Annotated in this window: 22 protein-coding genes and 4 pseudogenes; 13 read left to right on the forward strand and 13 right to left on the reverse strand. The window is 72.1% G+C overall.

What is annotated here, in order from left to right:
* Positions 1 to 27 precede the first annotated feature (27 nt).
* Positions 28 to 360 (reverse strand): hypothetical protein, encoded by a 333-nt coding sequence (locus tag ACLGIH_RS01375; RefSeq protein WP_416523345.1) that lies wholly within the window; start codon positions 358 to 360, stop codon positions 28 to 30.
* Positions 361 to 547: 187 nt separating this feature from the next.
* On the opposite strand from ACLGIH_RS01375, the gene ACLGIH_RS01380 reads away from it, so the two are divergent.
* From ACLGIH_RS01380 to ACLGIH_RS01390, 3 genes are all read left to right on the forward strand, one after another.
* Positions 548 to 2,320: a beta-ketoacyl-[acyl-carrier-protein] synthase family protein gene (locus tag ACLGIH_RS01380; protein ID WP_416523346.1), complete on the forward strand. Its 1,773-nt coding sequence runs from the start codon at positions 548 to 550 to the stop codon at positions 2,318 to 2,320.
* Between the two features lie 172 nt (positions 2,321 to 2,492).
* Positions 2,493 to 3,047, forward strand: coding sequence for a DUF6328 family protein (locus ACLGIH_RS01385; RefSeq protein ID WP_416523347.1), 555 nt, complete (start codon positions 2,493 to 2,495; stop codon positions 3,045 to 3,047).
* A gap of 110 nt (positions 3,048 to 3,157) precedes the next feature.
* Complete coding sequence (locus tag ACLGIH_RS01390) at positions 3,158 to 3,400, forward strand: DUF6411 family protein (protein ID WP_416523348.1); 243 nt, start codon at positions 3,158 to 3,160, stop codon at positions 3,398 to 3,400.
* Positions 3,401 to 3,511: 111 nt separating this feature from the next.
* Here the strand turns inward: ACLGIH_RS01390 and ACLGIH_RS01395 are convergent, their stop codons facing one another.
* On the reverse strand, positions 3,512 to 4,711 hold the full coding sequence (locus tag ACLGIH_RS01395; RefSeq protein ID WP_416523349.1) for a phospholipase D-like domain-containing protein: 1,200 nt from the start codon (positions 4,709 to 4,711) through the stop codon (positions 3,512 to 3,514).
* 496 nt (positions 4,712 to 5,207) lie between these two features.
* Between ACLGIH_RS01395 and ACLGIH_RS01400 the strand changes: the two genes are divergently transcribed.
* The 5 genes and pseudogenes from ACLGIH_RS01400 (at position 5,208) to ACLGIH_RS01420 (ending at position 7,998) form a co-directional block, all read left to right on the forward strand.
* Positions 5,208 to 5,633, forward strand: a complete 426-nt coding sequence (locus ACLGIH_RS01400) for a restriction endonuclease (RefSeq protein ID WP_416523350.1) — start codon at positions 5,208 to 5,210, stop codon at positions 5,631 to 5,633.
* Between the two features lie 136 nt (positions 5,634 to 5,769).
* Positions 5,770 to 6,015 (forward strand): annotated as a pseudogene (locus tag ACLGIH_RS01405) (AMP-binding protein); the annotation flags it as partial.
* A gap of 155 nt (positions 6,016 to 6,170) precedes the next feature.
* Positions 6,171 to 6,734 (forward strand): annotated as a pseudogene (locus ACLGIH_RS01410) (AMP-binding protein); the annotation flags it as partial.
* A gap of 157 nt (positions 6,735 to 6,891) precedes the next feature.
* Entirely contained in the window at positions 6,892 to 7,188 is a 297-nt protein-coding gene (locus ACLGIH_RS01415; protein ID WP_416523351.1) for an AMP-binding enzyme, read from the forward strand.
* Positions 7,189 to 7,518: 330 nt separating this feature from the next.
* Positions 7,519 to 7,998, forward strand: coding sequence for a hypothetical protein (locus ACLGIH_RS01420; RefSeq protein WP_416523352.1), 480 nt, complete (start codon positions 7,519 to 7,521; stop codon positions 7,996 to 7,998).
* 91 nt (positions 7,999 to 8,089) lie between these two features.
* On the opposite strand, the gene ACLGIH_RS01425 is transcribed toward ACLGIH_RS01420, so the two are convergent.
* Entirely contained in the window at positions 8,090 to 8,284 is a 195-nt protein-coding gene (locus ACLGIH_RS01425) for an antitoxin (protein WP_416523353.1), read from the reverse strand.
* Positions 8,285 to 8,814: 530 nt separating this feature from the next.
* Here ACLGIH_RS01425 and ACLGIH_RS01430 point away from each other — a divergent pair.
* A complete protein-coding gene (locus ACLGIH_RS01430) occupies positions 8,815 to 9,078 on the forward strand; it encodes a hypothetical protein (RefSeq protein WP_416523354.1) in 264 nt (87 codons plus the stop codon).
* 194 nt (positions 9,079 to 9,272) lie between these two features.
* On the opposite strand, the gene ACLGIH_RS01435 is transcribed toward ACLGIH_RS01430, so the two are convergent.
* Positions 9,273 to 10,232, reverse strand: coding sequence for an AraC family transcriptional regulator (locus ACLGIH_RS01435; RefSeq protein WP_416523355.1), 960 nt, complete (start codon positions 10,230 to 10,232; stop codon positions 9,273 to 9,275).
* A gap of 114 nt (positions 10,233 to 10,346) precedes the next feature.
* On the opposite strand from ACLGIH_RS01435, the gene ACLGIH_RS01440 reads away from it, so the two are divergent.
* Complete coding sequence (locus tag ACLGIH_RS01440; RefSeq protein ID WP_416523356.1) at positions 10,347 to 11,027, forward strand: NAD(P)H oxidoreductase; 681 nt, start codon at positions 10,347 to 10,349, stop codon at positions 11,025 to 11,027.
* 139 nt (positions 11,028 to 11,166) lie between these two features.
* Here the strand turns inward: ACLGIH_RS01440 and ACLGIH_RS01445 are convergent, their stop codons facing one another.
* Positions 11,167 to 11,661 (reverse strand): hypothetical protein, encoded by a 495-nt coding sequence (locus tag ACLGIH_RS01445; protein ID WP_416523357.1) that lies wholly within the window; start codon positions 11,659 to 11,661, stop codon positions 11,167 to 11,169.
* A gap of 99 nt (positions 11,662 to 11,760) precedes the next feature.
* Here ACLGIH_RS01445 and ACLGIH_RS01450 point away from each other — a divergent pair, with 99 nt between their 5' ends.
* Both ACLGIH_RS01450 and ACLGIH_RS01455 read left to right on the forward strand, forming a co-directional pair.
* Positions 11,761 to 12,468, forward strand: a complete 708-nt coding sequence (locus tag ACLGIH_RS01450) for a hypothetical protein (protein ID WP_416523358.1) — start codon at positions 11,761 to 11,763, stop codon at positions 12,466 to 12,468.
* A 744-nt stretch (positions 12,469 to 13,212) separates the two neighbouring features.
* Positions 13,213 to 13,731, forward strand: a pseudogene (locus tag ACLGIH_RS01455) (helix-turn-helix transcriptional regulator); the annotation flags it as partial.
* Positions 13,732 to 13,980: 249 nt separating this feature from the next.
* Here ACLGIH_RS01455 and ACLGIH_RS01460 read toward each other — a convergent pair.
* The 4 genes and pseudogenes from ACLGIH_RS01460 to ACLGIH_RS01475 all read right to left on the reverse strand — a co-directional run bounded on the left by ACLGIH_RS01460 (position 13,981) and on the right by ACLGIH_RS01475 (position 18,279).
* Positions 13,981 to 15,021 (reverse strand): YihY/virulence factor BrkB family protein, encoded by a 1,041-nt coding sequence (locus tag ACLGIH_RS01460; RefSeq protein WP_416523359.1) that lies wholly within the window; start codon positions 15,019 to 15,021, stop codon positions 13,981 to 13,983.
* A 617-nt stretch (positions 15,022 to 15,638) separates the two neighbouring features.
* A complete protein-coding gene (locus ACLGIH_RS01465; protein WP_416523360.1) occupies positions 15,639 to 16,058 on the reverse strand; it encodes a PRC-barrel domain-containing protein in 420 nt (139 codons plus the stop codon).
* A gap of 142 nt (positions 16,059 to 16,200) precedes the next feature.
* Positions 16,201 to 17,424 (reverse strand): cation:proton antiporter domain-containing protein, encoded by a 1,224-nt coding sequence (locus ACLGIH_RS01470; RefSeq protein WP_416523361.1) that lies wholly within the window; start codon positions 17,422 to 17,424, stop codon positions 16,201 to 16,203.
* Between the two features lie 221 nt (positions 17,425 to 17,645).
* Positions 17,646 to 18,279, reverse strand: a pseudogene (locus ACLGIH_RS01475) (flavin reductase family protein).
* 66 nt (positions 18,280 to 18,345) lie between these two features.
* Here ACLGIH_RS01475 and ACLGIH_RS01480 point away from each other — a divergent pair.
* Positions 18,346 to 19,137, forward strand: a complete 792-nt coding sequence (locus ACLGIH_RS01480; RefSeq protein ID WP_416523362.1) for an ArsR/SmtB family transcription factor — start codon at positions 18,346 to 18,348, stop codon at positions 19,135 to 19,137.
* A 97-nt stretch (positions 19,138 to 19,234) separates the two neighbouring features.
* Here ACLGIH_RS01480 and ACLGIH_RS01485 read toward each other — a convergent pair whose 3' ends face one another.
* From ACLGIH_RS01485 to ACLGIH_RS01500, 4 genes are read right to left on the reverse strand one after another with little or no spacing between them, the layout of a single operon-like run.
* Entirely contained in the window at positions 19,235 to 20,209 is a 975-nt protein-coding gene (locus ACLGIH_RS01485; RefSeq protein ID WP_416523363.1) for a PDR/VanB family oxidoreductase, read from the reverse strand.
* A gap of 30 nt (positions 20,210 to 20,239) precedes the next feature.
* Positions 20,240 to 20,473: a DEAD/DEAH box helicase family protein gene (locus ACLGIH_RS01490; RefSeq protein ID WP_416523364.1), complete on the reverse strand. Its 234-nt coding sequence runs from the start codon at positions 20,471 to 20,473 to the stop codon at positions 20,240 to 20,242.
* Complete coding sequence (locus tag ACLGIH_RS01495) at positions 20,470 to 21,534, reverse strand: Rieske 2Fe-2S domain-containing protein (protein ID WP_416523365.1); 1,065 nt, start codon at positions 21,532 to 21,534, stop codon at positions 20,470 to 20,472. Before ACLGIH_RS01495 ends, ACLGIH_RS01490 begins: the two co-directional genes overlap by 4 nt.
* A 23-nt stretch (positions 21,535 to 21,557) precedes the next feature.
* On the reverse strand, positions 21,558 to 22,913 hold the full coding sequence (locus tag ACLGIH_RS01500) for an MFS transporter (RefSeq protein ID WP_416523366.1): 1,356 nt from the start codon (positions 22,911 to 22,913) through the stop codon (positions 21,558 to 21,560).
* Positions 22,914 to 22,935: the final 22 nt, after the last annotated feature.

A 22,935-nucleotide genomic window follows, 5' to 3' on the forward strand; every position in this document is an offset into this window, starting at 1 on the left:
GGCACCGACAACGGTGGCGGCCCGCTCTCACCCACCGGGACGGCCGGGCTCCCGCCGGAGGCGGTACCGGAGCCCGTCACCAGGCTCCAGCACCATGACCAGTGCTCTCCGATTTCCCTTGTGCGCGAAGGGGTCGCCGGCCTTCTGGACGGCCTCGGCGATCCAGGCCACGGCCTCGGGCACGTCGTAGTTGCCGACGTGGGGCTGATCCCGGGCGAGCTGGTGGTTCAGGTTCTTGACCTGCTTGTCGGCGGCGAGCGCCTGGTCGAGGTTGACCGAGACGGTGAACGAGGCGTCCCGGTCGCGGGCCCCGTGTCGTCGAAACCGCTGCCGCCACGAGTTTCGTGACGTTTTGCACACGGCGGCTGTATCTTGGTAACTCGCCTGGTCTGTCCGCGATTTGGCCGGTGTGCCTCACGTCACCCGACCGGTAGAGCGGGACAAATCGGGCACGTTCTGGGTTCAACAATGGTCGGCTCGGATTTTACACGGAACACTCGGAACCGTTCCCGATACGACAGTTCGGACAAAGCGAGCATGTATAGCCATGACCCACTCCCCCGAAGCTCCTGAAGTGCCCATACGCCCGTACACCGTTACCGCCGCCGAGGTCGTCCCCGGCGATCTGCTCGCCCTGTCGCGCGAGGACGCGGCGCAGCACCGGTGGCACGTCGTCACGCACACCCAGCCCGTGGCCCCGGAAGTGATCCGGGTCACGTTGCGGCCTCCGCTCGGCGGGGTGGACCACGAGGAGACGCTGCGGCGCGAGCAGCAGGTCACTGTCGCCGGGCGGCGGCTGGACGTGGCCGCGGTGCCGCTGGTGAACTCCCCCGCCCTCGATGACGTGGAGTTCCGCGACGGGGACCGGGTGACCTCCCTGCGCGCTGTCGACCCGCTGGCCGAGGACGTCACGTACGTCCGCCGCTGGGGCGCCTGGCACCGGGACACGGAAGAGGGCCCGGACGACGGCGTGACCGACGACGATGTGCGCCGGTGGGCCGCCGAGGCAGACCGGGAGGGCAACGTCGTACGGCACGAGCCGCGCCCCGTACGGGAGGCGGAGGCGGCCGGAGCGCGGCGCGTCGTCGTCACCGGACTCGGTGCCGTCACTCCGCTGGGCGTCGGTACGGACGAGTTGTGGCGAGGGCTGCTCGAAGGGCGGCACGGCATAAGGGAGTTGGCGGACGAGGAGTTCGACGGGCTGCCCGTGCGGATCGCCGGGACCGTCCCCGTCGACCCGGCCGCGCTGTTGCCCCGCCAGGCGGCGCGACGGATGAACCGCGCCGCGCAGTTCGCCGTGCTGGCCGCGCGGGAGGCGTGGGCCGACGCGGGGTACGCGGAGGGTGGTACGCGCGAGAGCGGCCTCGACCCGGAGCGGGTCGGGGTGTGCCTCGGCGCCATCCTCGGAGACGCGTCGGTGCTCGTCGGCGGGGACCGGAAACTGCGGGAGAAGGGGCCGCGTGGAGTCTCTCCGCTCACCACGCCCATGACCGTGCCCTCGCAGGCGGCCTCCCAGGTCTCGCTCGACCTGCACATCACCGGCGAGGCGCGGACCGTGACCAGCGCGTGCGCCTCCGGCACCGAGGCGATCGGGCAGGCCGTCGACCGCATCCGGTACGGCCGGGTCGACGTCGTCCTCGCGGGCGGGGCCGAGGCGGTCGTCACACCGGCGATCATGGCGTCGTTCGCCGCCATGCGGGCGCTGGCCGGCGGTGACCCGTCCACGGGCTCGCCGTCGCACCCGTTCGCCAAGGACCGTGACGGTTTCGTCAACGGAGAGGGGGCCGGGGTCCTGGTCCTGGAGTCCGAGGAACACGCGCGCGCCCGCGGGGCACGCGTCTACTGCGAGGCCGCCGGATGGGGGCTGTCCGCCGACGCCCACCACGTGGCGGCGCCCGATCCGTCCGGCGACGGCATCGCGCTCGCGCTGCGGCGGGCGGTTCGGGACGCCGGGGGCCGGTTCGCGGACGTCGTCCACGTCAACGCGCACGCCACCGCCACGGTCGACGGCGATCTCGCCGAGGCGCGGGCCCTGCGGGACGTGCTCGGGCAGCGCGACGTGCCGGTCACGGCCCTCAAGGGTCACCTGGGGCACCTGCAGGGAGCCGCGGGCGGGGTCGAGGCCATCGCCGCGGTCCTCGCGCTGCACCACAAGGTGGTGCCCCCGACGGTCGGGTGCGCGGAGGTCGACGACGCGATCGGCCTGGACGTCGTACGCGGCGAACCGCGTGTCCTCCCGGCCGCCGGCGACCTCGTCCTGAGCAACTCCTTCGGGTTCGGCGGCCACAACGCGGTACTGGCACTGCGCCGGGTCGGCTAGGACTTGTCCGGCCGATCGGGCCCGGAGCCGGGTGACGGGGCTGCCCGGCCCGAGGCGGGGGCACCGTACGAGGGTGTGGAGGTCCGGGTCCCGCACGCCGCCCGTCCTGCCCGGGGGCAACGTGAAATCGCGGAGGGCGGGCAGTAGGGAATCCTCTGACCAGGAGGATGCCATGACCATGATGGACCAGTCGGCCTCGTGCGCGCCGCAGTCGGACTGCCCCTCGTGCGGCGAGGCGGTACACGGGCGAACCGCAGAACCACAGGAGTCCGCGCGAGAACGCGTGAATCGCCGGTGGAACGAGATCCTGCAAGAGACGCGGGTGGCGCAGACCGGTGTCCAGATTCTGTTCGGCTTCCTGCTGAGCGTGGCCTTCACGCCCTATTTCCACAAGTTGGAGACCTTCGACCACGTTGTCTACGTGATCACCGTGATACTCGGAGCCTCGGGCACCGGGGCATTGATCGCGCCGGTGTCCATCCATCGGTTCCTGTCCGGGCAGCGCATGAAGGACCACATCGTCAATGTCGCGGGGCGGCTGATGGTGTGCGGCATGGTGCTTCTCGCGTTGACGATCGGCGGTACCCTCCTGCTCCTGCTCCACGTCGTCGTGCCGAGTCTCCTGGCCGAGTTGCTGGTCGGCGGGGTCATGCTCTGGTTCGGCTTGTGCTGGTACGCGTTGCCCGTCTGGCTGCGTCGACGCTCCGCTCGCCGGGACGAGGCATAGGACCACGTCGCGCTCTTCATGCGCCCGGCGGCGCGACGCGTTCCGGGGCGTGTCCCCGCTCCCGCGGGGCATACGGCAGGCACATCTCACGTCACACCGGGGAGCCTGACATGCTGATCGCCGTCATCGTCGCCGTGTGCGCCGTTCTGCTCGTTCTCGCGTTCGTCCTGCCGCGCCTGTCCCACCATCCGCAGCGCGGAGCCCAGCGCACGCTCGGAGTCGGGTCGCGTGCCGGCGGGAAGGCGCCCGGCATCCTGGGGCGGGCTTTCAGCAAGCCCTTCCGCAGCAGTTCCAGGGCTGTCGGCCGCAGCGGGTCGGTCGGTCGGCGGGCCCGTGGCCGCATGCCCTTCTGACCGGCTGCCGCGGCAGCGGCCGGCTGCCGCGGTGGCAGCCGACCCCGCTCGCGGGTTGTTCGCTGCCTGGCCGGCGGACCCCCGCGAGACGGGTGCGGGCCGGGTCATCGCCTACAGGTAGCGGCGGAGCGGCTGGACCGCGGTTTCGCGAGCCCACCGGAGCACGGAGCGCCGCTTCCAGCGGCCGGCCCGTATCAGTCGGCTGGCCGCGACATCGGCGTCGAAATGGGCGTCAAGGGTGGCGGTGAACTCCTCGTCCAGCACGGCGAGCATGACCTCCTCGTCGTGGTCCATGGAGCGCCGGTTGAAGTTGGTCGACCCTACGAGGGCTGCCGTGCGGTCCACGGTGATGACCTTGGCGTGCATCATCGTCGGCTGGTACTGGTGGATTTTCACCCCGCAGGCCAGCAGGTCCTCGTAATGGTGCTGGCCTGCCAGCCGGCAGACCCGCTTGTCGGTGTGCGGTCCGGGCAGCAGGATCTCCACCGTCACGCCGCGCCGTGCTGCCGCGCACAACAGCTGGATGAAGTAGTCGTCCGGTGAGAAGTATGCGGTGGCCAGCCGGAACCGTTCCTCGGCGGATTGGATCATCACCCGGATCAGGGTCTGCATGTCCTGCCAGCCGAAGCCGGCCGATCCACGCACCACCTGCACCACAGCATCCCCCTGCGGGCGGTGGCCGGTGAACCGGTCGCGGTCGTCGAAGAGTTCGTCGTGGCACTCGGCCCAGTTCTGCGCGAACGCCGCCGCGATGCCGTCCACGGCCGGCCCGCGCACCTGCACGTGCGTGTCGCGCCATTCACCCGGGTTGCGGGCGTCGCCGCACCACTCCTCGGCGATTCCCACGCCGCCGGTGAAGGCGGTCTGCTCGTCCACCACCAAGACCTTGCGGTGGCAACGGTGGTTCTGCTTGAGCGGTGACAGGCCCAGCGGTTTGCGGAACCACGCCACCTGCACCCCGGCCTGGTCCATCTCCGACAGCAGATCCTTGTCGATCAGCCGGCCGCCGACGCCGTCCAGCAGCAACCGCACCCGGACTCCGGCCCGCGCCCGGCCGGCGAGCGCGTGCGCGAAGTCCCGCGCGATGTCGCCCTTCCAGTACACGAACGTCATCATGTCCACCGTGTGCTCCGCGGAGCGGATGGCGCCGAGCATCGCCGGGAAGATCTCGTCCCCGTTGCGCAGGGCGACCAGGTCGTTCCCCTCGGTGGCCGCGATCCCGATCAGGCGCTCCAGCCTGCGTCTTATCCGCGAAGCCCGATCACGCCGGGGCTCATCATCCCTCTCACCCGTCGTGCGGTCGTGGTTCACGGGGTCACCCTGCCCTGTGTGCTCGTCACCGTCACCATCCTCGTCGTCCTCGTCATCCTGATAACCCTCGTCGTCCTGTCTTCCTCGCCGGCTGGTGCGCCACCGCGTGGACCGGAAGGGCCGAGGCGTCCTTCCGGTTCCGTATGACGGCGATCCGGTGCTGCGGCTACCCAGGCCTGTGCAAGTGAGGCCTGTGCGAAGCGGCACCGCCGGCAGTCGGCGATCGCCCCCGACACCCACGGCGGCACTTCGCGGCACGCTCCGGGCAGGGTCCGCCTCCTCGCGGGGTGGTCGTGACCCGGGTGCGGGGATGATGAGGTCATGAAGCCTCGAAGGGGGGCCGGGCGTGGAGACGTTGCTGCTGGTGGGGGTGGGCCTGTGTGTGCCTGCCGCCGCGTGGGTGTGGTGCGGTTCCGGCGGGGAGGACTCGCACCTCGGGGTTCGGGTCGGGGCAAGGACGGCGCGGCTCGAGCGGTACCGGCGCTTGCCGGAGCCGATGGCGGAGATGAACGCCCCGGAGTTCGGGGAGTACGTTGCCGGCCTGTGCCGCCGGGACGGACGCACCGACGTGCGGCGGATCACCGGCGTCAACGGCTTGGGCGCCGACGTGCCCGGCCGTCTGCCGGACGGCCGCACGGCTGTCGTGAAGTGCGTACCGGAGAACGGCGACCGCCCCGTGGCCGGCCATGACCTCCGGGAGTTCCACGACGGCGCTCGTACGCAGTTCGGCGCTGAAGCGACCGTCCTCGTCCTCCTCGGACCACTGTCCGAGCATGAACGCAGGGTCGCCGCTCGCCGTGGTCTGACGCTGATCGACGCCGACCGGCTGGAAGCCTGGGTGAGGGGCACCACGCTGAGCGCCCTGCTGGAACCGGCCGACGGCCGGTCGCGTACCCACCGCAGGCCCGCCCACGACGACTGACGGCGCACGGCGACCGGGCGCGGCAGAGCGCCGGCCGAGCGAGTCGATCACGCCCGGGCGCGGCTGGTGCGGATACGGGCCCGGAGGAGTCCGGCGAGGCGCGCCCGGGCGTCGTCGAGGGCGTCGAAGCCCACGGGTGCCTTCCGTCCGGACGCCGCCGCCCGGTCGGGCCGAGTTCCACGACCGCACGCTCGAACTGGCCCGGGGACTGGCCGAGGCGGGGATCGAGCGGGGTGACCGGGTCGCCGTGCTGTCCAAGGACCGGATCGAGGTCCTGGAGAGCTACTTCGCGCTGGCTCGGCTCGGCGCGCTGTTCGTGCCGCTGAACCACAGCCTGGCCGGACCCGAGGTCACCGGGATCGTCGAGCGTGTCGGAGCGGTGGCCGTCCTCGGTGAGTCGAACTGCTGGACCGGCACGCCGAGCTGCCGGCGTCGGTGCGGATCCGGCTGCCCTTCGACAAGCCCGCCTTCGCGGCACTGGGCGCCCTGGCGGCCGAGCAGGACCTGCCGGACGTCGCCGACACCGACCCGGTCGCCGTGTTGCACACGTCGGCGACCACCGGGCAGGCCAAGGGCGTCACCGTCCACAGCGCGTCGTTCCGGGCCATCGCCCTCGGCTGGCTGGTCTTGGCGCGCCCCACCGACGACATCGTCATGGTCAACTGCTGCCCCCTGTATCACGGCAGCATGGTCGTGTCCCTGACCTACCTGGCGGCCGGTGCCACGGTCGTGCTGATGCCCGGCTTCACCCCGCAGCGGGCGCTGTCGGCGGTGGAGCGGCACCGCGCGACGCACATGTGGCGGGTGCCGCAGATGCTGCGCTTCATGCTCCAGGCCCGGGCGTCCCGCCGTGGCGGCCTGTCCTCCCTGCGGGAGATCCTGTACGGGGCCGCCCCCATGCCGCTCGACGTCTACGCGGACGCGGTCGAACGGCTCGGCTGCGGCTTCCGGCAGGTGTACGGCATGACGGAGGTCGGCGGCCCGTTCGTCACGCTCGGCCCCGACGAGCACCCCTCCCCCGCGGACGTCACCGCCCGCATCCCGCGCGGACACGTCGTGCCGGGCATGTCCGCCCGCGCGGTGGACCGGGGCGGCCGGGAGCTGCCGCCCGGCGAGATCGGCGAGATCGTGGTGCGCGGGCCGGGCGTCATGCGGGGGCTACTGGAACGACCCGGAGGCCACCCGCGAGATCACCCTCGACGGCTGGATCAGGACGGGCGACCTCGGCTTCCTGGACGACGAGGGGCGCATCAGCCTGGTGGACCGCACCAAGGACGTGCTCACCCGGGTGGGCCAGAACGTCTACCCGTCGGAGATCGAGCGCGCCCTGATGACCCACCCGGCGGTCGGGGACGCGGCGGTCGTCGGCATGCCCGACGAGGACTACGGCGAGGCGACGCTGGCGTACGTCGTCCCGGAGCCGGGTACGGCCGTGCTCCTCGCGCATGTCGCGGGGCTGCTCGCGCCGTACAAGCGCCCGCAGCGGGTGGAGTACATCGCGCAGGTGCCGCGCAACCCCGCCGGGAAGATCATCAAGAGGCTGCTGCGGGTGTGAGCGCGTGCGCGGACGGACTGCGATGACCGGGCGCCCTCCGGAGACCGGGCCGGCCGCGACGGACGCGTCATGGCCGGCCCGGGCCCGTGGGGACGGCGGGCGGTGACGTGGCGGCACTGCGCCCGCTCGTGGCCGCGGCCGGGCTCGGGCTGGGCGTCGCGGCCGGCTGCGAGCCGCGTCCGGAGCCGGCCGGGCCCGCCGAGGCGGCCGCCGCCGCGTCGATGCCGGCGCGGCGGCGGCTGGAGTTCCTGGCCGGCCGGCGGGCCGCCCGGCGGGCCGTGTACGCGGTGGGGCTGGACTGCGGCGATTCCCCGTTCGGGGCGGCTTCCGGTGTTCCCTCCGGGCCGGGCCGCGTCGATCTCGCACAGTGCCGGGATCGCCGTCGCCGTGGCCCGCGCCCCCGGCCGGGGCCTGCCGCTCGGCTGCGATCTGGAGCTGCGGCCCCTCCCGCGCGCCGCGGCCCGCCTGGTCCTGTGCGCGGACGAGGCGGCGCTGCTCGACGGCGAGGTGACACCGCTCGGTGCGGGCGCGATGCCCGACGGCGAGGAGACACCGTTCGCTGTGGGCGCTGCCTGGTCGGTGACCGAGTTGTTCTCCGCCGAGGAGGCCGCTTGGAAGGCCCTCGCTCTGCCGGAGGATGTGCGCCGGACCGGACCGGCGGGGAGTCTGCGGGACCTGCGCGCGCCCCACCGGGGCGGCCTGCTGGTCTGCCCGCGCACGGATCCCGCCCATGCCGTGCGGGTGCGGGTGGCGCGCGTGGGGGCGGGGGTGTTCAGCTACGTCCTCAGCCGGGCCGGCGCCCGCGGCTGAACAGAACGCCCGGGCAGAACCCCCGGCCCCGGGGTGTCCGGGCAGAACTCCCCGTCCCCGGGGCGACCGGGGACGGGGAGGCCGTGCCGGGTCAGCGTTCCGACGTACCGCCGTCCCGGTAGGAGCGCCGCACCGTGTCGGCGGCCTTGTCGGTCTTGGCGTCGTACTTGTTGCCCGTCCGCTCGTCGACCATGCGCTCGGCGCCCGAGACGCCCTTGTCGGCCTGATCGGGGTGGCCCTTGGCCATCTGCTTGGCCTTGTTCATCATGTCGCCCAGCTTGCCCATGGTGGGTACCTCCGGGAGTGCGCGTGCGTCGTACCCCGCCGCAGGTACCCCTCCGGCCGTGCGCGAATCACCCCCGGTCGCCCACCCGTGCCGCCATGTTGCCCCGCCGGGTGACGGTTGTCGTGGATGAGCTGGTGAGCGAGGCCGACCTCGTCGGAATCGAAGGTCCGCGACAGGCATGGCTCGGGGTTCCGTCGACGTAGGGCCGCCGGCTGTCGGCCTTTCCGGGCGGCACCGCCAGGTCGGCCGGGAAGTCCGTGAGCTCCTCCCGGGCCGCTCTGAAGAAGAGACGTCGCCGTGGAAGACGCCGGGGGCGAACTGCGGTGCGATGCGCAGGTTGTTGCGCATGACGGTGGCGATGGCGGTGGCCTCGGCGCGGGTGACGGGGGAATTCGCCGGGTCGGCCGTGACCCGGGCGTCGATGCGGTCGAGGACGGTGCCGACGCCAGGGGCCCCGCGCCGGGGTCGACGGGGAGACCGGTCACCCGGGACAGCAGCGCTGCCACCTGGCGTTCGGCCGCCTCCGGGTCGTGGGCGGTGCCGTGCGGCTGGGGTGCGTCGAGCATGGCGAGGAGTTCGACGCGCTCTCCGGCCGGCACGGGCCGGTGAACCCGTCCGACATCGCGTACGTCATCCACGTGATCGTCGGCGCGGGACTCGAAGTGCTCGGCCGCGGCGGCGAAGAGCCGCACGACGTTGGCACGCGGGACGAGCACGCCCTTGGGGCGGCCGGTGGAGCCGGAGGTATACTGCCGGGCCTCGCGTTCGCCGGCCCGCCGCCGGTACCGACGTAGCCACCAGTCGCCGTAGGCCGCCCGCGGTGTTCTCACTCCCCGCACCCCCTCCCCTGCCTGCTCCCCCGCGACGCTCAATCAGGCATTCCGAGCCTCTGGGTGCGGCTCCTTACGGCGATTCCGGTCAGCCGCCGCATCAGGTACGACTGGGGCGACGGCCTCATTGCCATGGGTGCGTTCATGCCCGTTGCCGGCTACCTCGGCCCGGGAGAACCCGCGCCTGCCGCGGCCGCCGCGGCGCGGAACGTGCTGGGGCTCAGGCCCTTGTGGCGTTTGAACGCGGCGCTGAAGCCGAAAGCGTCGGCGTACCCGACGGACCTGGCGATCTGGGCGATGCCGAGGTCGGTGTCGGTCAGCAGCGCCTCGGCCTCGTCCATGCGGCATTCGGTGAGGTAGGCGAGGGGCGGGCAGCCCATCAGCCGGGTGAAGCGCTTGGCGAACAGCGCCCGGGAGACGCCGGCCCGGGCGGCCAGGGAGGCCACCGTCCAGGCTTCGGCGGGCCGGTCGTGGAAGGACTGCAGGGCGGGTGCGAGGACCGGGTCGGCGAGGCCGCGGTACCAGCTGGGCGCGTCGGCGCCCGCCTTGTCGAACCAGCTGCGCAACGTGCACACCAGGGCCCAGTCGAGGAGCCGGTCCATCAGCGCCTGCGAACCGGCCGAGTGATGGGCGGCGTCGGCTGCGGCCGTCTCCAGCCAGGCACAGACCTCGGCGTCCTCCTCGACCACCAGGACGGGCGGCAGGGCACGCAGGAGCCTCTCGTGGCGGTGGCCCGAGGCGCGGTAGGCGCCCACGATCAGCGCGGTCGCCTCCTCCGCGTCGGTGCCCCAGTGGATACCGCCGAGTTCTTCGGCGGTGCACTCGGCGTTCGCGGTGAAACAGGCGATCTCGTACGCGGCGTGGGAGCTGTGCACGGTGGCGGGATGGTCCGCGAGGTGGAACGGTTCGGGTCCGCGCACGATGGCCGTGTCGCCCGCACCGATCGCCCGGTCCGTTCCATCGGGCAGCAGCAGGGTGCCCCCGCCCCGCAGCACGCTGATCATGATGAGCGGCGCGGCGTCGGCGAAGCGGATGGTCCAGGGCACCGTCAGTACGGCGTGGCTGACGACCGACCCCTCGGCCCGGATGCCGCTCAGCAGCGAACTCAAAGGATCCATGCACGCACCGTAGACGATCTCCTATGCTTCGGAGCGTTTCTCCCATGGATCATCTACGTCGTCGAGGCTGTACTGGACTCGTTCAGGACCGACCGAGACCAGCCGGGAGACACCGTGACGCAGCACGGCAGCCATGCCAGGACAGCCCTCGTCGTCGTCGCACACCACCGCACCGATTCCCTCACCGCGCACACGGCCCGCCGTGCCGCCGCCCGGCTCGAAGCCGCCGGCTACCGCGTCGACCTGCTCGACCTGCACGCCGAGGGCTTCGACCCTCGGATGAACGTGGCGGACCAGCCGGACTGGGGGGACAGGGAGAAGAGGTACTCGGACGAAGCGCACGCCCACATGCAGCGCCTCCTCGACGCCGATGCCGTCGTCGCCGTCTTCCCGGTGTACTGGCAGAGCGTGCCCGCCATCCTCAAGGGCTGGATCGACCGCGTGTGGAACTACGGGTTCGCCTACGGCCGCAGCAAGCCCCGCCTCGCCGGCAAGCGCATCCTGTGGCTGGCCCTGGCCGGCGCCACTGCCGACGATCCGGTCGTGGAGGGGATGCAGACCGTCCTCGAGACCAATCTGAGCGAGGGCATCGCCTATTACTGCGGCTTCTCCCGTTCCACCGTCGGCCTGCTCACCGACGCGGAGGAGCGACCGCAGCGCGTCGACGCCGAAGGCAATCTCCTGGTCGGCGACGCGGTCACGGGTGCCGAGCGAGAGGCGCAGTACGCGGCTTTCGACCGCCGTGCACGGGAGTTCGTGGAAAAGTTCGTCGCCGAGGAACTCGTGGCGGCCTGACCGCCGGGGAGTCGTACGTGGCCGTGGACGACCCGCGGGCGTCGGACGGCGGAGGCCGGGCCGGAACCACCTGCTCCGAGGCGTACGCAGAAGGGCCGGGCCGCACCTCGGCAGGAGGCGCGGCCCGGTTCCTCGGCTGTCAGCCGATGCGGGGAGGCATGCGGGACGCGGAGGGACGTCGCCCGACGACGTAATCCTTCGTGCCCCGCCGCGAGCACAGCGTGACCGCGGTCACCGAGAGGATCAAGGCGGTGATGAACCCGACGAGTTGGGCTTTCGCCGATGCGGTGCCGAAGTCGGCCTGGGCGACCATGGCGCCTATCGCCACACCGGACAGACCGGCGATGGTGCGGAGCTGCATGGTCAGACGCTCAGCCCCGGCCCAGTCGGCTTTCAGGAGCAGAATCGCGTTCCGCACTATGGAAAGACCGAAGAGCAGGAGCACCAGGCAGATCATCGGGCCGAAGCCGGACTCGAAGGTCTTGATCCCGGTGTACGCCGCGTAGCAGGCCATTGTCCCACCGAGCAGCATCGCGAAGACCCCCGCGACCGTCGCGATGCCCGGCCGCCGCAGCGCGGAGGCCGGTGCCGGGGTGGGGCGGCGGTCGTAGGGGTTGCGGGGTGGGTCGGTCACGGCGTGGTGATCGCCGCGGAGGGGCGGCAGCACGATCCGCCGCCCGGCGCTCCCGAAGGCGTCCGCCGGCTCCACGAGTTGGCTGCGCGGTACGGTGCCATGACGACCTCGCGCGAGGTACAGCTCGCCACCGCGGTCGGGTACGGCAGCCTCTCCGTCCTCGCGACGCCGGAGGACGACCCCATGTACGAGGCTCGGCGTGAAGGACTGTCCCAGGCGGTGGCCCTCGCCGGGACGACCTGGCCGTTCGGGGACCTGGGTCCCGAGCGGGTCCGGTTCGCCCACCGTGTCCTCAAAGGCATCCCGTCCGACTCCCCCGACCGGCTCGTGGTCCTCAGCGGTCTGGACGTCCAGCTCCTGGAGCGCCACCGGCGGACGTACGACCCGGAAGACCTGCACGAGGCGCTCGGCATCGCGCGGGACGTAGTGGCGCAACTGCCGCCGCACAGCCCGCATCTGCCCCACTGTCTCAGCACCCTGGGGACCGCGCTGATGACGCTCCTGGAGCGAGAGGGCAGCACCCCCGAGGAGTGCGACGAGGTGGTGGAGCTGTTCCGCAGGGCCGCTCCCGGCGATCCGAAGGGACCGGCGGCCGCAGGACTCAGCCTGGGCCTCGCGCTCGTACTGCGCGCCCAGCGCACCGGCCGGGTGGACGACCTGCACGAGGCGGTCCACGTGCTGACCGAGGCGCTCCGAGCGTCCCGGGAACCCGGGCTGAGCGCCGCGATACGCCGGGCCCTGGGCAACGCGCAGCGCGCCCGCTTCACCCTGATCGGCGCTATGCCCGGTACGAGCGTGATCCGGTAGGGAACGTGGCGGATCTGGCGGAGGCTCTGCGGCTCCTGCGGCAGGCCGCCGCACTCCTGCCATCGGGCCACCCGATGCGGCCGGTGGCGCTCAGCGATCTCGGCCAGGTACTGAAGAGCAGCTACGAGCGCACGGGAGGCCCCGAGGAGCTGCACCGGGCGGTGCGAGCGCAGCGCGAGGCGGTGGCACTCACCGCCGCAGGGCACGAGATGCTCGGAGTACGTCTGGTCAACTTGGGCATGACGTTGAGTCTGCGCCACCTGCTGACCCATAGCGGCGAGGACCTGCGGGAATCCCAGGAGTGCCTGCGCCGGGCGGCGGCGCTACCAGGACTGGGCCCCGCCCACCACGCAATGCTGCTGGGCGCGACGGGGATCGCCCTGATGACGAACCTCACGCGTGCCCCCGATCCGGTCTCCCAACTCGACGAGGCCGTGAGGGTGTTCGGGGAGGCACTCGCTCTCACCTCGGAGAGCGACCCGCTGTTGCCCCGTCGGCGCCATAATCTCGCCGCCGCCCTGATGCACCGCTTCATACACACGCAACGGCTCGACGACGCCCGCGAGGCGCGCACGCTGGCCGACCTGGTGATCGCGGCGCTGCCGGCGGACTCTCCCACCCTGCCGCAGGCTCTGGGATTGGCTGCGGGCGCGCGCCTGGCGAGCCCTCGCACCCTGTGGTCGTCGGCCGTCCGGGACGAGGCGGTCACGCTGCTCCGCCGCCAGGTCGCGGCCACCCCGCCCGGTCACCGGGCACAAGCTGCGCATCCACTACACGGCCACGGGGCAGGCACCACAGTGGCGCACGGTGGACCCGATCGGCCTGGTCACCGTACGCGACCGGGGCTACTTGCCGGCCACGAGAGCCGGCGCGGACCGCACCTACCGGCTGTCGCGGGTGCTGGCCGCCGAGGAACTGCCCGAAACGGCACAGCGGTCGAACCGGGTCGATCTGGACCGTATCTGGAGGGAACGCTCCGACCGGTTCCTCTCCGGCGGCGACCACATCACCGTGCTGGTGCGGGTGAACCCGGCACGGCGGGAGGACCTTCTGGACACCGCGCTGGCCGTCCGCGGGGAAGAACCCGACACGGACGGCCGGCTGCGGCTGGAGGTGACCTTTCAGGATTCACGACACGCCGAATGGGCACTGTGGCAGCTCGGCAGGGACGCGGAGGCACTGGCCCCGCGGTCGTTGCGCAGTTCCCTGCGCAACCGCGCCGCCGATATCGCCGCCCGCTGCGGAGACTCATCCCGAGAGTGAGAAGGGCCGGCTTCAACGCCACCGAGTACGTCCGGCTCACCGGACCGGCCCGGTCGGTCGAGCAGGCCCTGGCCGGGCGCCGGGCCTCCGCTGAGCTGCCTGCCCGTCCGCGCTCTCGCCGTCGGCTCGGTCGGCCACGGCGCGTCTCCGCATGCCGCCGACGGACTGGGCGCCGACCGGCGTCCGGGTCGGGACCACGGTGTCCCCGCCGGGCCGGGAGGGGGCCAGGCCGCACCGCCGTCCTCGTCCTCATCCCCCGGCATCGTGCCGCGAGGCGTCCCTGGCGGGCATCTCGGCCGTGCCGGCCCGTGCGGACGGTACGTTCCGGAACTCGACGGTGATCTTCTGGAAGCCCTTGAACATCTGTGTCTCGGCGTACGACCGGTACGCGCGGCGGTCGGCCCGGGTGAGGCTGACCTGGTCGGTGAACGGCGTCAGCAGGCTGCGCGGCCACAGCCGGTGGGCGCGGACCGCGCCCGTCTCCACCGTGAAGACGAAGACGAGTGCGCCCAGATAGAGCCAGGCGAGCAGTCCCAGCACGATGCCGAACATCCCGTACGTGGCGCTGGCGCCGTTCAGGAAGTGCCTGACGTAGTAGGCACCGCCCCACTGCAACGCCTGCCAGGCGCAGGCGCCGCCGACCGCGGTGCGCCACAGGCCCCGCACGTCGATCTCCGCCTGGTTCAGGATCCGGACGGCCAGCACCAGCAGGACCGAGTTCAGCAGGACCACCGCGAGGGCCGAGGCCACGCGCGATGCCACCCCGAGGCGCAGACCGAAGAACGCCGCGGACGACGCGGCGGTGGACAGCGTGGTGGTGGCGACCAGTCCGGCGGCCAGCACGGCGATGAAACCCAGACCCCGCACCCGTGCGCGCAGGGGGTTGGGGCGCGCGTGCCTCGGCACCGCCCAGATCTTGTTCAGCGCGTGCTGCGCGGCCTGGGCCACGCCGAGTCCGCCGTAGACGCTGCCGAGCACTCCGGCGGCCAGGGCGACTCCGTTGGTCTCGAACGTGTGGATGTTCTCCCTGAGCTGGTCTCCCAGCACGGGGAACTTGTGCAGAGCCGAGTCGAGGACCTGCTGTCGAAGTCCGGGGTCGTTGTCCAGCAGCACGGCGAGGGTGGAGACCAGGAGCAGCAGCAGCGGGAAGAGCGAGAGGAAGCCGTAGTAGGCCAGCAGGGCAGCCAGGTACATGCCCTGGTCGTCGATGAACTTGTACACCACGGCCAGCGGCATCCCGGCCCAGGTGTGCCGTCGCTGGAAGTCGTCGATGCGCCGCAGCACCGCCATGGCCTCTCCACGTCTCGGGTCCGAAGTGGGCGGCGAACGGCTCCCGTTGCGTGTGCCGCGGAGCCCGGGACCGAACGACCGGCTTCCCCACCGCATGCCCCGGCCGGTGTCCGGCAGTCGCCCTGAACCCCGCGGCCGCATCCCGGCACCGGCACCGGCACCGGCCCACCCGAAAGGTCAGGCGGAACATCTTTGACGCGACCGCCGGCCCGGCGATGTGTCCGCCGGCCCCGGCACCACACCATGACCGTCCGGCCCTGCGCCGCCACTCGTCCCTCAAGGAGTGTCCATGTGGCGTCGCCCGTCCCCGCGTGCCGGCACTGGCAGCGCGTACGCGACCCTGCACCCCGTCGGCAAGGGGCCGTAGGACCAGCCCTGCCGTCGGCCCGTCGACCGCGTTCAGGCCTGTCCTCCCGGGGCCGACGCGGGCGCTGCGCACGGACGCCCAGTCATTTCGGGTGTGCGGTGGTGCGTTCGGGACGGCGGCCGTTGAGCGCGGCAGCCGTCCCTGAGCCGTCCCGGTGAACGGCACGGTGTCCGACGGCCGCGCTCGTGGGCGGCGCGCTCCCGCGGGTCCCGGCAGGTGAGAGTCACACCCGCCGCCGGTGGTACGCCGGTCAGCGGTAGTACGGGTACGGCGGGTAGACGTAGCCGGGGCCCCAGAACGGCGGGAAACCGTAGTGGGTGTACACGCTGTCGTAGTAGCCCGACTCGTCCGCGAGTTCGGGGTCGTACTCGGGAGCCTTGGTGACCTGCTCCTGGGACGAACCGATCTCGACGTACTCGTCGGCCACGTGGGTGACGGCGTCGACGGGGATGAACGTCTTCTTCTCCCCCATGCCGAGGAACCCGCCGTGTTCCACCAGCAGGAAGCGGACCTTGCGCTCCTCCTCGTCGATCAGGAGATCGCCGATCTTGCCGAGTTCGTCCCCGGCCCCGTTGACCACCTTTCGGCCACGGACGTCGTGTTCGGGCGCCGCGACGGCCTGGTCGGATTCGGAAATCTTCTTGAGCGTCGGGATCGGGCCTGTCGTCATGGCGAACAGCTTCCCTTCGTGGTGGGCCGTCGTCTTTCCGGAACCGGGTGCCACTCCGGGTGCGGATCATTCACCGGTCTGTGGGCCGCAGCATGCTCACACTGATCGCGCGCTCTGCCGGCGGCCGCGGGCTCGTCGGGGCTCATTGCGCCGTGTCGGATGCCCGGTCGGCGGCCTTGCGATAGAGGGCCAGGCCGGGGGACGTGGTGATGCCGTGTACGACGGTGCTGGCGGCGACGACCAGCGTTCCGGCGGCCAGTACCACGGGGTCCGCCCCGAGCCGGTGGGCCTCCATGGTCAGGTAGAACAGCGCCGAGACGCCGATCGGGCCGAACCAGCCCAGGAAGACGGCATCCCGCCAGGTCAGGGCCAGGGGCCGCTTGAGGGCGAGCAGGACCGGCAGCCGGCGCAGCAGCAGCACGCCCAGGACCAGCAGCAGCGCCCGCCACCATCCCAGCTCGCCCCACTCGCGCCAGGGAATCATCGCTCCCAGCACGGTGAACAGCGGCAGCACCATGAGACGGTTGACCGCCTCGTCGATCTTGTTCTCGGTGGCGCGTTCGCTCACCGAACTGGTCGCGTTGAAGGCCAGACCGCAGACGAAGACCGCCAGGATGCCGTCGAGACGCAGCAGCCCCGACGCGCCGAGCACGAACAGGGCCAGCAGGAGCGTGTAGATGAACAGGGGCCCGGACTCGATGGTGCGGCGTTCCTCGGCGTCACGCAGCGCCTTCCCGCCCAGCCATCCCGCCGCTGCCCCGAAGGCGACCGCGCCCAGAACCTGCCACAGGGACTCCAGCAGCGCCTCGGTTCCAGTGAGGGTGCCGGCGACGGCCACGGCGGCGAGCACCAGAGGCAGGCCCAGTCCGTCGTTGGCGCCCGATTCGAGGGAGAGGAGCTGCCTGGTCCGGGCGGCGATGCCCTTCTCGGCGGGATCGCCGGTGATCACGCTGGAGGCGAGGACGGGGTCGGTGGGTGTCAGGGCGGCGCCCAGCAGCGCCGCCGCACCGAAACCGATACCCAGTGCGCCGGCCGACACCGCCGTGGTCAGCACCAGCATCCCCAGCATCGCCACACCGAGAAGAACGGCCACCGGCCTGATCCGCGACCGAACGGCGTTCATCGGGTAGCGCAGGGCCACGGCCATCACCGAGACCGCCAGCAGGATGCGGGAGACCTCGTGCAGCTCCTTGTGTCCCTCCACCACGGTGGGCAGATCGATGACCCCCAGCACGGCCGGACCGAAGACGATTCCGGTCAGCAGGGCCAGCAGCGGCCCACTCAGCGGTAGCCGTTGGATGAGAGCGGAGAGCGCCGCCACCACGAGGGCGAGCGCACCGGCAACAGTCAGCAGAGTGTCCACCATGCCGCTCGGTTTCCCCTTTCCGGCCACAGGCATGTGACACCCGGCGCCCGATGCCTCGGACGGCCCAAGCCGGTGGCGACACCGAGGCGCACGGAACTCGGCCGGCCCGGGCCCGTGGTGGGTCCAGGGCCTCGACGGCGGAGGGTGTCCTCCTCAACTCCGCGCCGGCGTACATCATCGACCGGCGCCGAAGACCCGACTCTCCGTGTCGCAACCCTCCGTCATCGCTGCGTGGGTGTCTCCGAGGTGAAGCAGTGGCCGAGTTCGGGGGCGAGGCCCTGGTAGTGGCGGAAATTGAAGATGAGCGGGCTCCAGAGCGCGGGGTCGATGTGCTGGGTGCCGGGCACGACGATGCGTCGGTCGGCGTGGACGCGTGCGACCGCGCACTCCACGATCAGAAAGTGGCCCTCCGCGTCCGGTGAGCTGCGCCGGACCCGCGCCTCGAGCTGGAGCGGGCACTCGGCGACGCGCGGGGCCCGTACCGTCTCGGACGGTACGGGCGTGAGCCCGGCCGCGGCGAACTTGTCGGGCTCGTAGCGGTAGCCTCGTGCCCGCTTGGCGGGGGGCACGGCGGCTGCCCCGGTGAGCGGGGCGAGCCGCTCCACGGCGGCCCCAGAGGCCGGGCGACGGAAGGTTGATCACGAGTTCCGGCCGGGTGGCCAGGTTGGCTGCGGTCTGGCTGTCGGCCCTGAGGCCGAGCACCACGGTCTGTCCGAGCGCCCAGGCGGAGGAGACCGGGGCCAGGTTGGCCGAGCCGTCCTCGTTGCCGGTGGTCAGCAGGGCCACGGGGGTACCGAAATAGAGGATGCTCGGAGTGATCGCGATGTGCGAGGGCACGTGCGTCGCTGTCGTCATGGACTGGAACCCTAGGGACCGGACCCTTCGTCCGGGGCCGAACCGTCGCCGGGCGAGACTGTACGGGTGACCGGCTTCGACGGAACCCATGCAGACGGCCCCGACCTCGCCGAGTTCGCGGGGCTGCTGGCGGACCGCACCCGCGCGGCGTTCTGTCTGGCGTTGCTTGACGGCCGTGCCTGGACCGCGTCTGAGCTGGCACGCACCGCGGGTGTCGCACAGTCCACGGCCAGCGCGCACCTCGACCGGCTGGTGCGGGGCGGCATCCTCACCGAGGAGCGGCAGGGGCGGAACCGGCTGCTGCGACTGGCGACCGCGGACACCGCCGAGATGATCGAGAACCTGGCCGCCCGGGCCCCGTCCCGACCGGCCCCGGTGCGCTCGCTGACCGATTTCAACCGCCGCCGCGCCCTGGCGCACGCCCGTGTCTGTTACGACCATCTCGCGGGCACGCTGGCCGTGGCGATCACCGACGCGATGACCGATCTCGGGCTGCTGGCCTGGGACTACGGGCCGGTCCTCACCGCGGCGGGCCGGGACTGGCTGCGCGAGCTCGGTATCGCCGACGACCGCCCGGACGCCTCCTGGCGACCCCATGTCCGTACGTGCCTGGACTGGACGGAGCAGCGCCCGCACCTGGCCGGCGCAGTGGGCGCGGCGCTGTTCCGGCACGCGCTGGACTCGTCCTGGCTGGTGCACCGGAGCACGACCCGGATGGTCGCCGTGACCGATGCGGGCCATGCCGCGCTGCGCACCCGGCTCGGCCTCACCGACGACGTGCTCGTTTGTCCAGCGGCGCAGGCCGGGGCGGCGACGGACAGCGGGCTTCCCCGGGCAACCTCCGGCGGGGGCAGGTGAACAGGCGCGGTACCCGAGTCGGGCTCGCGCCTCGATCGGGAGCCCGGTCTCGGGGGCCCGGTCTCGGGGCCCCGGTGGGCCGCCGGCGGCGGGTGGGTCACAGGTCCAGTACGAGGCGCGGGCCGGCGGCGCGCGAGACGCAGATGAACATCGTGTCGTCGCGTGCCTGTTCAGCGGGGGTGAGGAGGGAGTCGCGGTGGTCCACCGCTCCGTCGAGGACCGTGGTCTCGCAGGTGCCGCAGGTGCCCTCCTGACATGAGGACAGAACCTGCACGCCGGCCTCCTCGACCGCCTGGAGGACGGTCTTGTCCGGTGGGACGGTCACCGTGGCGCCGCTCCGGGAGAGTTCCACCTCGAAGGAGGCCGAAGTGGTGGCGCCTTCGGGCGACTTCGGCGTGAACCGCTCGACATGTAGTGCGCCCTCCGGCCAGGAGGCACATCGTCGCTCCACCGCGTTGAGCAGAGGTTCGGGGCCGCAGCAGTAGACGAGGGTGCCGGGGGCGGCGGGACTGCCGAGCAGCCCGTCCAGGTCGAGGAGGCCGGTCTCGTCCTGAGGGCACAGCTCCACCCGGTGGGGGTGGTCCTCGGCGAGCTGCCCGGCGTAGGCCATGGTGGCGCGGCTGCGTCCGCCGTACACCAGCCGCCAGTCGGCCCCCCGCCGCTCGGCGGCGGCGATCATCGGCAGGAGCGGGGTGATGCCGATGCCGCCGGCGATGAACAGGTAGCGGGGGGAGTCGACCAGCGGGAAGTGGTTACGGGGGCCGCGCACCCGGACCGTGTCGCCCTCGGCCAGCGTGTCGTGCACGTAGAGGGAGCCGCCCCGGCTCTGTGGCTCGCGCAGCACGGCCACTTGGAGGCGGGAGGTGTCCCGCGGGTCGCCGCACAGCGAGTACTGCCGTACCAGGTCGGGGCCCAGCACCAGGTCGATGTGGGCGCCGGGGCCCCATGCGGGCAGCCGCTCGCCGGAGGGGTGGGCCAGACTGAGCCGGACGACGCCCTCGGCGAGGGGCTCCTTGCGCATCAGGGTCAGGTCGAGTTCGGCCCGGGTGCGTTGTGGGCTCGTGGTGGTCATGGTGGTTCTCTTTCCGGACCGGGGGCGGCTTCAGGCCGGGTTCGCGGGCCGAGGCCGGGGGGTGGATGCGGGAGCGGCCTGCGGAACAGGTCCGGGGTCGTGGCCCTCGGGATGGCGGAGCAGCCAGTCCCACAGCTCCACCGGGGCCTCGAACTCCCGCCGCGCACCGCAGTGACAGACGGCCAGCAGCCGGTCGGTGCCGGGCATCCAGTGGATGCGGTTGACGTTCTCGCCGGAGAGGGGGGGTGGGTGGAGCGAAGTCATCGCGCCTCCGCCCGGGTCCGCGTCGCGGCCCCCTCCTGCGCCAGGCGGGCGAGGATGCGGCGGGCAGCGAGTCCGCCGGTGTCGATGTTGATGCTCAGCTCCTGGTAACCGGCCTGCTCCGTGTCCAGGGCCTTCTGCAGCACGTTGAGGGCCACGACGTCCTGCATGACCACCGTGTGGTTGTTGCCGCGCAGGAATTCGGTGACGCCCTGGTCGTCGAGCGCGAAGTCGCGGGCCACGGCCCAGAAGTCGTACACCGTCTTCTCCGTCGAGGGCGTGATGCCGTAGACGACCTCCACGTGGAAGGCGTGCGGGTCGCTGCCGTCCGGGTCCGGCCCGGGAGCGCCGACGGGCGCGATGCGCGAGTGGAGCAGGTAGAGACCGGGCGCGTGGTACTCGATGTCCTGCCAGCGGGTGATCCGGCCCTCGATGCCCGTCGACTTCGCGTAGAACGGCGGGCACTCCGCGTCGTCCATGCGGCGGCTGACGTGGACGATGCCCGCTGTGTCGTCGACCTCGGTGGTGATGGGCGTCTCGGCCACCTCGGGAGTGCCGATGTAGCCGCCGTGCAGGTACGTCTCGTGGGAGAGGTCCATGAGGTTGTCGACGAGCAGGCCGTAGTCGCCGTCGATCGGTTCCATGCCCGACACGACGGTGTAGTCGGGCGAGTCCATCCACGGAGCGCGAGGCGGCAGGGTGTCCCCGGGCTCGCGGTCGCCGATCCACACCCACACGAAGGAGTCCTGCTCGGCCACCGGGTAGGTCTTCAGGCGCGCGGTGCGCGGGATGCGCTGCTGGCCGGGCACGAAGGTGCAGCCGCCGTCGGTGCCATAGGTGAAACCGTGGTAGCCGCACACCACCCGGTCGCCGTCCAGCCGGCTCGGCGCCTGCGACAGGGGAAAGCGGCGGTGCACACAGCGCTCGGACATCGCCACCGCCCGGCCGTCCTCCGTGCGGTACAGCAGGATCGGTTCGCCCAGCACGGTGCGCCCGAGCAGCTCCCGCCCGACCTCGCGGCCGTAGGCGGCGACGTACCACTGATTGCGTACGAAAGCAGTCATGATCGTTCCTTGGAGTGAGGGGTTCAGTGCGCGGTACCGGTGGCCGGAGCCGCGGCGGCGGGCTGCGGGTCCCCCGCCGGGGCGGGGCGCAGCAGCAGGAGGAGGGCCGCGGTGGCGATGAAGATCAGGCTGACGGCCAGGTAGAGGTTCTGCGGGGTCCAGCCGGCGTCGAGCATGGCGCCCGCCACGGTGGGGGCGAGGATCGCGCCGATGCGGCCGACCGCGAGGGCGCTGCCGAGTCCTGTGGCCCGGACCCCTGTGGCGTACGTGGCCGGGGTGAGGGCGTACAGGCCGGCCACGCAGCCGTTGGCGAACAGGCCGATCACCGCGCCGAGGGCGAAGGCGGCCCCCAGCGAGGACGTCGAGGCGATGAAGGCCGACAGCATCACCGCGGTGGTGATCAAGTACGTGATGAGTACGGAGCGGAGCGCGAACCGGGCGGCGAGGGCCCCGAGCGCGGCCGCACCGAAGATGCCGCCGAGGTTGAGCAGTGTCCCGCCGGTGAGGCCCTGGGTGCCGGACAGGCCGGCCTCGGTCAGCAGGGTCGGCGTCCAGCTGGTCACGAAGTAGAAGCCGGCCATGACGAGGAAGAAGGCCGACCACAGCAGCAGCGTGGGGCGGCGCAGCCCGGGTGAGAGCAACTCGCGGAATCCGGCCCCGACTCCGGACGGTCGGGCGGTGGGCTCGGGAAGGGTCTCCAGCGGCGGCCGGCCCATGCGCCGGGCCAGGGCGTTCGTCCTCGCAAGGGCGTCCTTCGGTCTGCGGGAGGCCAGGAAGTCCACGGACTCGGGCAGGCAGAAGTAGGCCAGCGGGACGGCGACGGCGGTGGCCAGACCGCCGGTCAGGAAGACCGAGCGCCAGCCGAACTGCCCGATCATGCCGACCGCGAGCAGCCCGCCCACGGTGGCGCCGACCGCGTAGCCGGTGGAGTTGAGGCTGACGGCGAGCCCGCGCCAGCGGCGGGAGGCGTACTCGCCGGCGATGACGTTGCTGCCTGCCAGGACGCCTCCGATGCCGACTCCGGTGAGCACGCGCAGTGCTCCGAGCTGGACGGGTGACTGGCTGACCGAGGAGAGCAGCATCCCGACGGCGGCCACCGTCAGGCAGCCGAGGATGACCGGCCGGCGGCCGATCCGGTCGGCCCACGGGGCGACGCACAGGGCGCCCAGAGCCATGCCGACGAGGCCCGCGCTGAGCAGCAGCCCGAGTTCGGAGGAGCTGAGTTCCCACTCCGCCGACACGGCTTTTCCGGTGAAGGCCATGACCAGTACGTCGAAGCCGTCGAGCATGTTGAGCAGTACGCACACCGCGATCACGCCCCACTGGAAGCGGCTCATCGGCCCCTCGTCGAGGGCGGTGCGCAGAGAGGGGCCGGTCACCGGACGGATCCGGGACGCCGGG

It is taken from the genome of Streptomyces hamibioticus (assembly GCF_047946815.1).
GTDB lineage: Bacteria > Actinomycetota > Actinomycetes > Streptomycetales > Streptomycetaceae > Streptomyces.

Bases quoted from the DNA above. Each gene is read 5' to 3' on its own strand.
- ACLGIH_RS01380 (WP_416523346.1), top strand. From the start codon at position 548: ATGACCCACTCCCCCGAAGCTCCTGAAGTGCCCATACGCCCGTACACC.
- ACLGIH_RS01385 (WP_416523347.1), top strand. From the start codon at position 2,493: ATGACCATGATGGACCAGTCGGCCTCGTGCGCGCCGCAGTCGGACTGC.
- ACLGIH_RS01390 (WP_416523348.1), top strand. From the start codon at position 3,158: ATGCTGATCGCCGTCATCGTCGCCGTGTGCGCCGTTCTGCTCGTTCTC.
- ACLGIH_RS01400 (WP_416523350.1), top strand. From the start codon at position 5,208: ATGGCGGAGATGAACGCCCCGGAGTTCGGGGAGTACGTTGCCGGCCTG.
- ACLGIH_RS01425 (WP_416523353.1), bottom strand. From the start codon at position 8,284: ATGGGCAAGCTGGGCGACATGATGAACAAGGCCAAGCAGATGGCCAAG.
- ACLGIH_RS01435 (WP_416523355.1), bottom strand. From the start codon at position 10,232: ATGGATCCTTTGAGTTCGCTGCTGAGCGGCATCCGGGCCGAGGGGTCG.
- ACLGIH_RS01450 (WP_416523358.1), top strand. From the start codon at position 11,761: ATGACGACCTCGCGCGAGGTACAGCTCGCCACCGCGGTCGGGTACGGC.
- ACLGIH_RS01460 (WP_416523359.1), bottom strand. From the start codon at position 15,021: ATGGCGGTGCTGCGGCGCATCGACGACTTCCAGCGACGGCACACCTGG.
- ACLGIH_RS01465 (WP_416523360.1), bottom strand. From the start codon at position 16,058: ATGACGACAGGCCCGATCCCGACGCTCAAGAAGATTTCCGAATCCGAC.
- ACLGIH_RS01470 (WP_416523361.1), bottom strand. From the start codon at position 17,424: ATGGTGGACACTCTGCTGACTGTTGCCGGTGCGCTCGCCCTCGTGGTG.
- ACLGIH_RS01485 (WP_416523363.1), bottom strand. From the start codon at position 20,209: ATGACCACCACGAGCCCACAACGCACCCGGGCCGAACTCGACCTGACC.
- ACLGIH_RS01490 (WP_416523364.1), bottom strand. From the start codon at position 20,473: ATGACTTCGCTCCACCCACCCCCCCTCTCCGGCGAGAACGTCAACCGC.
- ACLGIH_RS01495 (WP_416523365.1), bottom strand. From the start codon at position 21,534: ATGACTGCTTTCGTACGCAATCAGTGGTACGTCGCCGCCTACGGCCGC.